The organism is Paracoccaceae bacterium, assembly GCA_033344815.1.
Taxonomy (GTDB): Bacteria; Pseudomonadota; Alphaproteobacteria; order Rhodobacterales; family Rhodobacteraceae; genus Roseobacter.
This window is the reverse complement of sequence record JAWPMR010000001.1, coordinates 4,706,363-4,720,164: the sequence shown is the minus strand read 5'-3', so window position 1 is coordinate 4,720,164 and position 13,802 is coordinate 4,706,363. Positions and strand designations below refer to the sequence as shown.

The 13,802-nt window shown below is 58.6% G+C and carries 13 protein-coding genes; 10 read left to right on the top strand and 3 right to left on the bottom strand.

Features of this window, described 5'->3' with window-relative positions; translation table 11 throughout:
- Positions 1-39 precede the first annotated feature (39 nt).
- Complete coding sequence (ugpC, locus tag R8G34_21860) at positions 40-1,098, bottom strand: sn-glycerol-3-phosphate ABC transporter ATP-binding protein UgpC (protein MDW3225503.1); 1,059 nt, start codon at positions 1,096-1,098, stop codon at positions 40-42.
- Between the two features lie 4 nt (positions 1,099-1,102).
- Positions 1,103-1,909, bottom strand: a complete 807-nt coding sequence (locus R8G34_21855; protein ID MDW3225502.1) for an IclR family transcriptional regulator — start codon at positions 1,907-1,909, stop codon at positions 1,103-1,105.
- Between the two features lie 234 nt (positions 1,910-2,143).
- Here R8G34_21855 and R8G34_21850 point away from each other — a divergent pair, with 234 nt between their 5' ends.
- The 10 genes from R8G34_21850 to R8G34_21805 all read left to right on the top strand — a co-directional run bounded on the left by R8G34_21850 (position 2,144) and on the right by R8G34_21805 (position 12,870).
- Positions 2,144-3,400 carry an ABC transporter substrate-binding protein gene (locus R8G34_21850; GenBank protein ID MDW3225501.1) on the top strand — a complete coding sequence of 419 codons (1,257 nt, stop codon included), beginning with the start codon at positions 2,144-2,146 and terminating at the stop codon, positions 3,398-3,400.
- 128 nt (positions 3,401-3,528) lie between these two features.
- The gene (locus R8G34_21845; protein ID MDW3225500.1) at positions 3,529-4,449 is read left to right on the top strand and encodes a sugar ABC transporter permease; all 921 of its coding nucleotides are present in this window, start codon (positions 3,529-3,531) and stop codon (positions 4,447-4,449) included.
- Complete coding sequence (locus R8G34_21840) at positions 4,446-4,805, top strand: MmcQ/YjbR family DNA-binding protein (protein MDW3225499.1); 360 nt, start codon at positions 4,446-4,448, stop codon at positions 4,803-4,805. Before R8G34_21845 ends, R8G34_21840 begins: the two co-directional genes overlap by 4 nt.
- A gap of 3 nt (positions 4,806-4,808) precedes the next feature.
- A complete protein-coding gene (locus R8G34_21835) occupies positions 4,809-5,657 on the top strand; it encodes a carbohydrate ABC transporter permease (protein ID MDW3225498.1) in 849 nt (282 codons plus the stop codon).
- Positions 5,654-7,738 (top strand): alpha-galactosidase, encoded by a 2,085-nt coding sequence (locus R8G34_21830; protein ID MDW3225497.1) that lies wholly within the window; start codon positions 5,654-5,656, stop codon positions 7,736-7,738. Before R8G34_21835 ends, R8G34_21830 begins: the two co-directional genes overlap by 4 nt.
- A gap of 103 nt (positions 7,739-7,841) precedes the next feature.
- The gene (locus tag R8G34_21825; protein ID MDW3225496.1) at positions 7,842-8,612 is read left to right on the top strand and encodes an SDR family oxidoreductase; all 771 of its coding nucleotides are present in this window, start codon (positions 7,842-7,844) and stop codon (positions 8,610-8,612) included.
- A gap of 4 nt (positions 8,613-8,616) precedes the next feature.
- Positions 8,617-9,522: a 2-dehydro-3-deoxygalactonokinase gene (locus R8G34_21820; protein ID MDW3225495.1), complete on the top strand. Its 906-nt coding sequence runs from the start codon at positions 8,617-8,619 to the stop codon at positions 9,520-9,522.
- Positions 9,519-10,124: a 2-dehydro-3-deoxy-6-phosphogalactonate aldolase gene (locus tag R8G34_21815; protein MDW3225494.1), complete on the top strand. Its 606-nt coding sequence runs from the start codon at positions 9,519-9,521 to the stop codon at positions 10,122-10,124. The genes R8G34_21820 and R8G34_21815 overlap by 4 nt, the downstream gene beginning before the upstream one ends.
- Positions 10,121-10,975 (top strand): SMP-30/gluconolactonase/LRE family protein, encoded by an 855-nt coding sequence (locus R8G34_21810; protein ID MDW3225493.1) that lies wholly within the window; start codon positions 10,121-10,123, stop codon positions 10,973-10,975. The genes R8G34_21815 and R8G34_21810 overlap by 4 nt, the downstream gene beginning before the upstream one ends.
- Positions 10,972-12,870, top strand: coding sequence for a beta-galactosidase (locus R8G34_21805; GenBank protein MDW3225492.1), 1,899 nt, complete (start codon positions 10,972-10,974; stop codon positions 12,868-12,870). The genes R8G34_21810 and R8G34_21805 overlap by 4 nt, the downstream gene beginning before the upstream one ends.
- Here the strand turns inward: R8G34_21805 and R8G34_21800 are convergent.
- Positions 12,867-13,802 (bottom strand): ROK family protein, encoded by a 936-nt coding sequence (locus R8G34_21800; protein MDW3225491.1) that lies wholly within the window; start codon positions 13,800-13,802, stop codon positions 12,867-12,869. The genes R8G34_21805 and R8G34_21800 overlap by 4 nt on opposite strands.

The window sequence follows — 13,802 nt, the reverse complement described above, 5'->3', positions numbered from 1 at the left end:
AAATATATTCACGTCGGCGCTGTGATCCCGCAAAACTGCCTAACGGATGCGCAAACCACTGTCATGGGCAAAGACCATCGCACGGTGTGGCTCAAAACTGATGTCCACGGTGTCCCCTGCTTTGGCCCGAATGTCGCCGCGTTCTTCGGCAATGATGCGTTCGCCCGTGCCAGCCACCAAATGCAAATACGACACCCCGCCCAGCGCCTCGGACAGGTCCGCGTGCAAATCACCTTTGCCGATGTGCACCTCAAGATGCTCGGGGCGAATGCCCAAGGATACCTTTGTGCCGATGGCTGGCAAATCCGCCGTGACCGCCACACTGCGACCCAGCGCTGCGACCTCAACGCCGCCCTCGCCCACGACCCCTTCCAGGAAATTCATCGCCGGTGATCCGATGAAGCCTGCCACAAATTTATTGTCCGGGTTGCGATATAGATCCAGCGGCGCGCCGACCTGCTCAATGCGCCCAGCGCGCAGCACGACGATCTTATCCGCCAGCGTCATCGCCTCGACCTGATCATGGGTCACATAAATCATCGTGGCGCCAATTTCCTTGTGCAGCCGGGCGATTTCCACCCGCATCTCCACACGCAACTCGGCGTCCAGATTGGACAGCGGTTCATCAAACAGGAACACTTCCGGCCCGCGCACAATCGCGCGTCCAATGGCGACGCGTTGGCGTTGTCCGCCCGACAAGGCCGCCGGTTTACGGGTCAGATATTCCTCCAGCTTCAGAACATCAGAGGCCGCTTTTACCTTCTGATCGATCTCCGCTTTGGGAAAACCGTTCATCTTCAAGCCAAACCCCATGTTCTCCTTGACCGTCATATGCGGGTAAAGCGCATAGGTCTGGAACACCATCGCCACACCGCGCTCGGAAGGGTCCATGCGCGTCACATCGCGCGGCCCGATGTGGATCTGCCCGTCGCTGGTTTCTTCCAGGCCCGCAATCATCCTCAGCAACGTGGATTTCCCGCAGCCCGACGGGCCGACAAAAACACAAAATTCCCCGTCTTCGACCTGAAGATCGACACCGTGGATTACTTGTACGTCGCCATAGCGTTTGATCGCATCGTTCAGCGTGACACCGGTCATTGTTTTATGTCCCTGTATGTTGAAGGTCTGTTGGTGGAAGATGTGAGTCCGGGAAACGCCAGGCCTGTGCCTCTTCGGCAATGGCCTCGGCGGTCCGCGCCAGTCGCGGAGCCCAGGTTTCGAGTTGTGTGAGTGTGGTGGTTTCCAGCGAAGCCGTAATGGACATGGCGCCCAGAATGCGGCCGCGATCCGTCAGAATAGGTTGCGCGATGCAGATGATGCCCGGCTCATGTTCCTCGCGGTCAAAGGCATACCCGCGCTCCCGAATCGCCTCAAGCTCGGCGCATAAGGCTTCCGGCGTGGTATAGGTGTGCTCGGTAAAGCGGTGAAACGATTGCTGCGCGATCACGCGCGCCAGATCCGCTTCGGGGATAAAGGCCATCATCGCCTTGCCGACCCCGGTGCAATAGGCCGGGCCAACCTTGCCCGCGTCGCTATACATCTCGATGGGCTGCGTTGCGTTGCGCTTGTCCACGTAAAGTACCTGCGCGTTGTCCAGCTGTGCCAGATGCACCGTCTGCCCGGTCTCCGCACTTAGTCGGTCAATGAACGGTCGGGCAATCGGGGCCAGTGAACTTTGGGTCCAGGCCGCATGGGCCAGACGCACCAGACGCACGCCAAGACTATAGGTCTGACGGTCCGGATCATAGGACAGCATCCCCTGCGAGGTCAGCGTTTGCAAAAACCGATAGAGCGTTGCCTTGGGGAAATCGCTGGCTTCCAACAGGGTTCCAAACCGCACGGGACGCCCATAGGCCGCCACCTGGTCCAGCACATCCAGCGCTTTGCCAACGGTTCCGTCCCCAGACATATGCTCTCACCTCCCTATCCTGTCAGACCCTCACCTTTCGGAACTTTGCTTAAACATCATGTGCTTAAACCCAGAACCGCCTCCCGGAGCGCCAGACGTGTTCGCCAGTTTCCCAAAGAACACTGTTGACAGTCTATGCAGATTGCAGTGTAGTTTTCAATATATAAAACTCGGTTTCAAATAATGGAACCAAAAACAGTTTCATATCTGGACACGCACCCTAGGGAGGACACCATGCGTTTCACCACCACTTCAATGGCTTTGGCATTGGCCGGATCAACCATGCTTGCCGGCACGGCTCATGCAGAGCTGACGGGCGATCTGAAAATTTTCCTCGACACCTCCAACCCCGCGCCGCGCGCAACGATGGAGAAGATGATCGGCGATTTCGGCGCGCTGCACCCCGGCCTCACCATCGAGACCACAGTGATCGACCGCGAAGCCTATAAAACGCAGATCCGTAACTTCCTGACGGCGGACAGCCCGGATGTGGCCACATGGTATGCGGCCAACCGCATGACACCCTATGTGTCTGCTGGATTGTTTGAGGATGTTTCTGACCTCTGGGCGGAGCCTGCGATTGCCGACAACCTCGCCTCCACGAAGGGCGCGATGACGATTGATGGCAAACAATGGGGCGTGCCTTACACCTACTACCAGTGGGGCATCTACTATCGCAAAGACATCTACGCAGAGCTGGGCCTGTCTGAGCCGACGAATTTTGACGAGATGAAATCCAACTGTCAGGCGATCATCGATTCGGGTCGTGCCTGCTACACCATCGGCTCCAAGTTCCTGTGGACGGCGGGCGGCTGGTTTGACTATCTCAATATGCGCACCAACGGGTTTGATTTCCACATGGATCTGGCCGCAGGTAACGTGAAATGGACCGATGACCGCGTGCGCGCAACCTTCGCCAACTGGCGCGAACTCATCGACATGGGGGCATTTCTGGAAAACCACCAGAATTACTCCTGGCAAGAAGCCCTGCCCTTCATGGTCAATGGCGAAGCTGCGGCCTATCTTATGGGTAACTTTGCCGTCGCGCCGCTGCGCGAAGCGGGCCTGACGGACGATCAGCTGGACTTCTACCAGTTCCCGGCGATCAACCCGGATGTGGCCCTGGCCGAAGACGCTCCAACAGACACGTTCCACATCCCGGCCAATGCCTCCAACAAGGAAGCCGCGCGTGAATTCCTGCGCTTTGCGGTTTCAGCGGATGTTCAGACCGAGATCAACAACGGCGCGAACCTTGGCCAATTGCCGGTGAATGCCTCGGCCTCCGTGGATGATGACAAGTTCCTCAACGAGGGATTTGAAATGCTGTCCTCCAATTCTCCGGGCGGTGTTGCGCAGTTCTTTGACCGTGACTACCCGGCGGAAATGGCAGCCGAAGCCATGCAGGGTCTTCAGGAATTCATGGTGATCCCTGACAACCTCGACGACATTCTGAACCGCCTCGATAAGGTTCAGGAACGCGTCTACAAGTAATCTAAAAACCGACCGGGCGGCTCCCAAACGCCCGGTCGACCCCCGGCCCATCGCACAGCGTGATCCCCTCCCGCTGTCCCATGCGCCGCGACACTGAACACGCCCGCAGATATCGAGGAGACACACCCATGTCAGCACTGGATCCAGCCCCCGAGAGCGCCAAACGCAGTTGGTACAAGCGCAACGAGATCGCCGTCACGCCCTGGCTGTTTCTGGCCCCCGCGATGCTGTTCTTTGCCTTTTACGTGATCTGGCCGATCTATCAGTCGATCATGATCTCCTTTTATGACTGGGACGGTCTGGGGGATGCCACCTTCGTCGGCATGGGCAATTATGTCGAACTGATGGATGACGGCGCGTTTGAAGTATCGCTCTGGAACAACCTGAAATGGCTGCTGTTTTACTTGCTGGCAATCCCCGGCGGCTTGTTCATCGCGCTGTTCCTCAACCAGACCGTGACCGGCATTCGCCTCTATAAGTCCCTGTTTTTCTTCCCTTTCGTGATCAGTCAGGTGGTGGTTGGTCTCGTGTTTTCGTGGTTCTACCTGCCCAATGAGGGGCTGTTGAACGGCGTGCTCGCTTTGGTGGGCCTCGGTCCGATCAACGTGCTGGGCGATCCGACATGGGCGACCTATGGCATCATCGCCGCCGGGCTCTGGCCGCAGACCGCCTATTGCATGATCCTCTATCTGACGGGCCTCAATGCGGTGGACCCCGAACAGATCGAAGCCGGACGTCTGGACAATGCCAAGGGCTGGAAAATGCTCTGGTATATCATCATCCCGCAGCTCAAGCCCGCCACCTTCATCGCCTTTGTGGTGACCATCATCGGCGCGTTGCGCTCCTTTGACCTCATCTCGATCATGACCAATGGTGGCCCGTTTGGGCAAACCCGCGTGCTGTCGTTTTACATGTTCGAAAAGGCGCTCTCTGAATACGGGTTCCGCATGGGGTATGGGGCGGCCATCGCCGTTGTACTCTTCCTGATCATGCTGGTCTTCATCGCCTATTTCCTCTGGTCCATGTGGAAAGAGGAGAAGGGACGATGAGCGTGACACGCAACGAGGTCGACCAGATCTGCGCAGCCTTGCCCGGTGCAACACTGGCGCATCCCCCTGAACTGGTCAGCTGGAAAGTGGGCGGCAAGATGTTCGCCTGCTTTGGGGGCGAAGCCGACATGCAGGGCGTCTCGCTCAAAACCCCGGACACGGATACTGCCACCATGCTGATTGACGCAGGTGCGGCCGTCAAAGCGCCTTATTTTCACAAAAGCTGGGTGCGCCTGCCGTTTGAGGCAACCGACATATCCGAGGTCACGCATCGCTCCGCGATCTCTTATGACATCATCCGCAAATCGCTGCCCAAGGCGACGCGCGATGCCTTGCCAAACCGCACGGAGGGCTAAGACATGTTCCCAACACCCATTGAAAAAACCTCCCGTTCCTGGCAGCTGACCTATCAATCGCTGCTACCCGTGGCGCTTGTCATGTGGCTGTTGCCGCTGCTGGCCGTGGCGATCTTTTCCGTCAAACCGGCTGTGGATTTCACCCAAGGCAATTACTGGGGCATGCCCTCCTCCTTTGAATTCTTCAACAACTACGGCTTGGTGTTTTTTGACTCCGACATGCCGCGTTACATGCTGAATTCCTTCCTGATCACCGTGCCCACGGTCATCGGGGCGGTGGCGCTCTCCTGCCTCGCGGGGTTTGCGCTTGGGGTTTATAAATTCAAATCCAACATCTGGATTTTCTTCATGTTTGTGGCCGGGAACTTCGTGCCCTTTCAGATCCTGATGGTGCCGGTGCGCGACCTGACGCTCGACATGGGCCTCTATAATACCAAAACCGGCCTTGTGCTGTTTCATGTGGCCTTCCAGACCGGGTTTTGCACGCTGTTCATGCGCAACTTCATCCGCGCGCTGCCCTATGAGCTGATCGAGGCTGCCCGTGTGGAAGGCATCGCAGAATGGAAAATCTTCTGGTACGTGGTGATCCCGCTGATGAAACCCGCAATCGCGGCGCTTTCGGTGCTGATCTTCACCTTCATCTGGAACGACTATTTCTGGGCTGTGGTGCTGACCCAAGGGCCGGAAAGCCAACCTGTGACTGCCGGAATCACCAGCTTTAACGCACAATTCCGCGCGGCCTATCACCTGATGAGTGCCGGCTCCATTGTCGCGGCCCTGCCCCCGGTTCTGATGTTCTTCCTGATGCAGCGCCACTTTATTGCAGGCCTCACTCTCGGGGCGGTAAAGTGACACGATGCTGGCGACTGGACGACGCGCGCCAGACTTTGGCGCTCGCCTCGGACGGCGGGCGCTGTCCGCAAGTGATCTATTGGGGCGCCCCACTGCCGCTGGACGAAGACCTCGTGCAGCTTGCGGCCGCCTCCGCGCTGGATGTCACTGGCGGGATGCTCGATCAGAACCCGGATCTGTCGCTCTGCCCTGAGGCCGCGCGCAGCTTTCCGGGCCAACCCGGCATGGTGGTGCGCGATACAAATGGCACGCCACTTTTGCCGAAATTCAAGCTGCAATCGGTGGAACAGACCGACACCGGCCTCATCGTAACCTGTGTGGATGCGGCCAACCGGCTGACCTATGGCGCGGATTTCACGCTGGACCCTGACACCCATGTGATTGCCATGTCCGCGCGTCTGAGCGCGGATCGCCCGCTGCATTTGCACTGGCTGGCGGCACCTGTGCTACCCGCCCCGCAACACAGCGATGAAATGATCGACCTCGCCGGGCGCTGGTGCGGCGAATTTCAACTCAATCGCACGGCATGGTCCCCGGGCATCCGGTACCGCGAAAACCGCACGGGCCGCACCGGGCATGAACATTTCCCGGGTTTGCTGATCCCCTGTTTTGGGGCAACGAATGCAACCGGCGAGGCCTATGCGCTGCATTATGGCTGGTCCGGTGGTCACCGGATGATTGCCGAAGAGCTCCCCGATGGGCGTCGCCAGATTCAATTTGGTCACGCCGCCCGGATGGAAACCGCCGCAGCCACCGAATTTCGCACCGCTCCGCTGTATGCGGTCTATTCTTCGGACGGTCTCAATGGCTGTGCCGTGTCATTCCAGCGTCATTTGCGCGACCGCATCGTCACATGGACCAAGCCCGGACGCCCGCGCCCGGTGCATTACAACTGCTGGGAAGCGGTCTATTTCAAACACGACCTGCCGGTGCTAAAGGACATTGCCGCGCGCGCAGCCTCGCTCGGCGCGGAACGCTTTGTGCTGGATGACGGCTGGTTCGGACAACGCGATGATGACACCTCGTCTTTGAGTGACTGGGAAGTGGATCCGCGCAAATATCCCGATGGTCTCGGCCCATTGATCGACTATGTGCACGGGCAAAACATGAGTTTCGGGATTTGGTTTGAGCCTGAAATGATCAACCCCAATTCCAATATCCACCGCGCGCATCCTGATTGGGCGCTGGGAGCAGAGGATCAGATATTGGGCCGCCAGCAAAAGGCGCTGAACATGGCCCTGCCCGAAGTGCGCGATTTCCTATATGACCGCATTGCCGCGCTGCTTTCCACGCACCCCATTGATTACATCAAATGGGATCATAACCGGGTGTTGCCGATGCCCGATGCCGCCCAGACGCGCGGGTCCTATGCGTTGATTGATCGGTTGCGCGCGGATTTCCCGGATGTAGAAATTGAAAGCTGCGCCTCGGGCGGCGGGCGCATTGATTTTGGCATCCTCGCGCGCACGCAGCGGGTCTGGTTGTCAGACAGCAATGACGCGCTGGAACGGTTGAAGATGCAGCATAACGCGGCGCTTTTTCTGCCTTCTGCCGTCACCGGCAGTCACGTGGGACCGCGCCATTGTCATACGTCAGGGCGCACGCTCGACATCGAATTTCGCGCTTGGGTCGCTGCCCAGCGCCATATGGGGTTCGAGATGGACCCGCGCGAGCTCACAGACCACGAAGCGGGGGTCCTCGCGGATGTCACCGCCTGGTGGAAAGCCAACCGCGACTGGATGTATACCGCAGATATCTTGCGGCTGGATGCATCTGATCCGTCGGTCATTGCGGAACAGCAACAGGCCCGCGACGGCAGCCAGTTCGTTGTCTTTGCCGGAAAGGCCGCCACGTCAAACCAGATCGCACCGCGCCCCCTGCGCATGACCCGTCTGGACCCTGCCGCGCGCTATGAGATTTCCTTGCGCAACCGCGCTTCCGCCACCGGATTATCGCGCGGGACATTGGCGATCAAAGAGGGCCCCGTGATCCTGACGGGTGCGGCGTTGATGCAAAACGGCGTGACCCTACCGTGGAGCTTTCCCGAAAGCATGTGGGTGCTCGAAGGCAGGCGCTTGTGAACATTCTCGCGGGGCCGCAAAAATCATACCTCCGGTGTACAGCCGGTGTACAGGTTGTGTACAGGGTGTGCACAGCAGCAATACCATCTTTCGAGGTTTTCAGATGAGTCAGAACGCAACATTTCACGACCTAAAAGGCGCTTCGATTTACATCACGGGCGGCGGCTCCGGCATTGGTGCGGACCTCACGGACGGGTTTCTGGCTCAGGGCGCGAATGTTGCCTTTATCGGACGCTCGGACGCCAGCAACTTCGTGGCACAGATGGGTGAAAAACACGGGCGTGCGCCGCTTTTTTTTCAGGGCGACATCACCGACACCGACGGGTTGCGCAACAGCATTGCGGCGGCTGAAGACGCACACGGTCCTATCGAAACGCTGGTGTCCAATGCCGCCAATGATCGTCGCCACAACTGGTTGGAATTGACGCCAGAGGATTGGGATTTTCTGTTATCTATCAACCTCAAAGCCTATTTCTTTGCCGCGCAGGCCGTGGCCCCCGGCATGATCAAGCGCGGGTCGGGATCGATCATCAATTTCAGTTCCATCAGCTATATGATGGGCAATGCCGGCTATCCGGCTTACACGGCGGCGAATGGCGGGATTACGGCGATGACGCGCTCTCTGGCGCGCGAATTAGGGCCTGACAACATCCGCGTGAACGCGCTCGCGCCGGGCTGGGTTCTGACGCCAAAACAGCTGGATAAATGGGCCTCCCCCGAAGCGCTCGCCGCGCATCTGGACCGTCAGTGCCTCAAAACCCACCTCGACCCCCAAGATGTGGTTGACGCCACCTTGTTTCTTGCCTCAAAGACAAGCCGCATGATGACCGGCCAATGCATGGTTGTGGACGGCGGTGTGGTGACAACAGGATGACGGAATGAGCGACAAATGCACCCCTGACTGGATCGCCGTGGATTGGGGTACAACCAATCTGCGCGCCTATGCCATGCAGGGCGCAACGGTTCTGGCGCGGGCGCAGTCAGAGGACGGAATGGGCGGCCTGACCACCGCGCAATTCGAGCCCGCTTTGCGCGCGCTGATCGGGGATTGGATCGCAAACGGGAATGTCACTGTGATCGCCTGCGGTATGGTGGGATCGCGTCAAGGTTGGGTCGAGGCGCCCTATCGTTCCGTGCCTTGCACACCCCTTGCAGACAGGCTTACGGCGGCACCTACCGCGCAGGGATTGGACGTGCGCGTGATCAGTGGGTTATCCCAAAACCAACCTGCCGATGTGATGCGCGGTGAAGAGACGCAAATCGCCGGTTTTCTGCACCTCAATCCGGGCTGGGACGGGGTTCTGTGTTTGCCGGGTACCCATACCAAATGGGTCCTCCTCAGTGCTGGTGAAGTGGTCAGTTTCCAGACGTTCATGTCCGGCGAGTTGTTTGCCCTGATCAGTCAAAAATCCGTTCTGAGGCATAGCGTTAGCGATGATGGATGGGACGGGGAGGCTTTTGAAACGGCCGTTGGCGATGCCATGTCACACCCCGAAAGGTTCGCCGCACGGCTCTTTGGGTTGCGCGCGGATCAACTGCTGCACCAGACCGACGCTGCCAAAACACGCGCCACTCTGTCCGGTCTTCTGATCGGGTCCGAACTTGCCGCCGCGCGCCCCTATTGGCTGGGCCAGAACATCGCAATTCTGGGCACAGGTGGTCAGGCACGCGCCTATCAATCCGCTCTGCGCCCACAAGGCGTTGAAGCCATGCTTGTTGATACAGAACGCGCCACGCTCGCCGGGCTGACGGCGGCTTACCGACAGATAAAGGCCCCCTCATGACGCTCCCTCTCATCGCCATTTTGCGCGGTATCACACCGCCTGACTCCATCGCCATTGCCCAGTCCCTTTTGGATGCAGGCATTACCCAGATCGAAGTGCCGCTGAACTCGCCGGACCCGCTTGAAAGCATCTCAATGCTGGCGCAAGAATTTGGAGATCGCGCGTTGATCGGCGCGGGCACAGTCTTGAGCGTGGCAGAGGTCGCGGCGGTCAAAGCGGCTGGGGGAAATCTCATTGTGTCGCCCAATTGTGACGTGGACGTCATCCGCGCAACGAAGTCCAATGGCATGCAAAGCTGGCCGGGTGTGTTTACTCCGACCGAAGCCTTTGCCGCGCTGAAGGCAGGTGCTGATGGGCTGAAACTGTTCCCCGGCTCCATGGCGGGTACAGCGGGCCTTGCTGCCATGCGCCCGATCCTGCCCAAGGGAACTCTTGTGTTTGCCGTTGGGGGTGCGGGACCTGAAAACTTTGGTGACTGGATCAAAGCAAGCGCGGATGGGTTTGGTCTCGGTTCCGCGATCTACAAGCCCGGCATGACGGCACAGGACGTGGCAACCCGCGCCACAGCGATCGTTGAGGCCTATCAACAGGCCACGGCGTGACACCCTATGACCCACGGCGTTGCCAGTTGGGCGAAGGCCCGCTCTGGCATCCCTTGCGCAAACAATTGTTTTGGTTTGATATTGTCGGGCAGAAGTTACTGAGCCAAAGCGATGGTCGCCCGTTGGAATGGTCCTTTGATGAACCGGTCTCTGCCGCCGGTTGGGTTGATAAGGACAGCTTGCTGATCGCGTCGCCCACGGGGTTATGGCACTTCAATTTGACAGAGGGTGACAAGAAATTGGTGGCGCCTTTGGAACGTGAAAATGGCGTGACGCGATCAAATGATGGGCGCGCCGACCCCTGGGGTGGTTTTTGGATTGGGACAATGGGCTGTAATGCGGAACCCGGCGCGGGCGCAATTTACCGGTTTTACAATGGCAATCTGCGCAAACTGTTTGGCGAGATCACTATTTCCAACGCCATATGCTTTGCGCCAGATCGCAGCGTCGCCTATTTCACCGACACGGCCAGTGCAAAACTGATGCAGGTGCCGCTGGACGGCCATGGATGGCCCAACGAAAATCCGACGGTCTTGATTGATTTCCGCGCGGAAGGATTGAACCCCGATGGCGCTGTCACAGATCGCGATGGCGCGTTGTGGATTGCGCAATGGGGGGCCGCGCGGATTGCGGTGTATTCCGACACAGGCATGTTCCAAAAGACAGTACCAATTCCTGCAGCACATACGACCTGCCCTGCGTTTGGCGGCGATGACATGAAAACGCTGTTCGTCACCACGGCGATGCAAGGCATTGAAAAAGAACAGTTAGAATCATATGACCATCACGGTCAGACCTTTGCCATTCCGAACGTCGGACAGGGCGTACCCGAACCACAGGTGATCTTATGAAACGCGCGTTGGGTGTCTGTTATTATCCCGAACACTGGCCCCAAGAGATGTGGGCGCAAGATGCTGCGCAAATGGTTGAAGCAGGTATTTCATGGGTCCGCATCGGGGAGTTTGCGTGGAGCCGGATGGAGCCAAACCCCGGCGTTTTTGAATTTGACTGGCTGGACAGTGCAGTCGAAATTCTCAGCGAGGCGGGGCTAAAAATCATCCTTGGCACGCCAACCTGTACGCCACCGCGTTGGATGCTGGATCGCTTTCCCGACATGCTGGCCGTGGATGCGCAGGGCAACCCGCGCAAATTTGGCTCCCGCCGGCACTATTGCTTTAGCCATGCAGGGTACCGCGCCGGCAGCGGGAAAATCGCCGAGCTTCTGGGGGATCGGTACGGACGCGATCCACGCATCCATGGCTGGCAAATCGACAATGAATATGGCTGCCATGACACGATCTTGTCCTTCTCGGATGCCGCCAGAGATGCGTTTCGCGACTGGCTGGCGGCGCGCTATGATACAATTGAGGCTCTGAACACCGCGTGGGGCAATGTGTTCTGGTCCATGGAGTATCGCTCTTTTAACGAGATCGACCTGCCCAACCTGACTGTGACACAAGCCAATCCTAGTCACGAAATGGCCTTTCGCCGTTTCAGTTCCGATCAGGTCGTGCGCTATCACGAGGTACAAGTCGCAGCGTTGCGCGCCCGGACCGATACGCCTTTGATCCACAATTACATGGGCCGCGTGCTGGATTTTGATCATTTTGATGTGGGCGCATCGATCGATATCGCCAGTTGGGACAGCTACCCGATTGGGTTCTTGTCAGATCGACTGGAAGCCTCTGCAAACCATAAAGCGCACTACCTGCAACAGGGCGACCCCGATATGCAGGCGTTCCACCACGATCTGTACCGCGCCGTGGGCAAAGACGGGCGCTGGTGGGTTATGGAACAGCAACCCGGACCGGTGAATTGGGCGCCGTTCAATCCTGCGCCCCTGCCCGGCATGGTCCGATTGTGGAGTTGGGAAGCCTTTGCGCATGGGGCCGAGGTTGTAAGTTACTTCCGCTGGCGTCAGGCCCCTTTTGCCCAAGAGCAAATGCATGCCGGGCTGCGCCGTCCCGATGATGCCCCGGCCCCCGGTCTGGACGAGGCACGCGCGGTGGCGCTCGAGATTGCCCAGATGCCCGAGATTGCGATCCAGAAAGCGCAGGTGGCGCTGGTGTTTGATTACCCTTCCGAATGGGCATGGGCCACCCTGCCCCAAGGCGAAGGTTTCAGTTATTTTCGAGTAATGCTGGATGCATATCGCGCTTTGCGCAAACGCGGTTTGTCTATTGATATTGTACCCTCAACGACAAAGGATTTGTCGGGCTACAAGTTGGTACTGGCGCCCGGTTTGGCCAGCTTTCCAGTGGGATTGAGCGCTGCATTGCGCAAAACAGTGGTATTGATTGGCCCCCGATCAAACGCGGTCACGCTGGAATTGTCGATTCCGACCCCGATGGGCCCGGACATTGACGGCATTGATGTCACAGTCACGCGTATCGAAACCCTGCCACCGGACGTGACGCGCCCCGTTCAAGGCGGCGGCGCCATTCATCATTGGATCGAAACCCTTGAGGGCGAGGCAGAGACCAGACTGCAGACCGAAGCCGGTGATGCGGTTTTGAAAACTACAGGCGCGCTGCAGTATCTGGGGGCGTGGCCGGATGCCGTGCTTTGGGATCGTATCATCGACGATCTGACAAAATCTGCTGACATACCCACGCGTGTGATGCCCGAAGGTTTGCGTCTGCGGCAAACGCGTACGCATCTGTTTGCGTTCAACTACAGCACGGATCCTGTGACATTTGATGGCGCTGTCATTCCGCCTGCAGGTGTGCAGTGGTGGCCTGTTTAAAGTGCGGCTTTCGCATAGGCCAGACATCCCAAAAGCGCGGCTTCATCCTGTGTGATGACCGATATAGCCACGGGTGGGAGCGTCGATTTTACCGTGGGTTGTGCGCTGACCGTTTCGACAAATATACCGCGCGCCGGGCTGTCCAACAGAGCGCGCACAACAGACCCAGCCAGAAAAATACCGCCGGTAGGCATATAGAGTAGCCGCAGATCCTGAATCCACTCCCCAAGCATCCGCGCAAAGACTTCGCGGCACGCCTGCGCGGCCGTGTCACCGGAATTCGCGCGTTCCAGCACTTCCCGCGCATTCAGCGCCGGCTCCCCTGTGGCTTCGCTGTGCAGGCGCGACAGCCCCGGGCCCGAAATGACGTCCTCGACGCAACGCACCCAATCCGCAGAGCGCCCCAGATAGGTTTCCAGCGGACGTCGCATCCGGCTGGGCAAACTTCCCAGACCCGCTTCAGCCAGCAGGCACGTCACCCCACCCGAATGGGACACAACGGGACTGACGTTGAAACCAGTACCGATCCCGACAACAAGGCGCTGCATTTGTGCCGCGACACTTGTTTCAGCCTGCACCACCGAGCGCACGCCGTCCGCATCAAGGCTATCGAGGGCATAGCCCAGTGCGCCAAGATCGTTCATCAAATTCACACGGTGTGCGCCATGCGAAAGCGCGAGCTGGCGTGTATCAAACTGCCAGTTCCGATTGGTTAGACGCGCGGTTCTCCCATTGCCCGGCCCGGCGACCGCCACAGTCAGCGCCTCCACCGTGGTTACCCGTGCATTGGCCAAATATGCGGCCAGAGCAGCATCGAAACTTGTATAGTCATCGTTCTGAAACCGGCGTGTAAGATCCGCATCAATCACGCCGCCCCGCGCGCAGGCAAAGCGTACGTTCGTGCCTCCAACATCTGCCAGAATAAGTGCCAT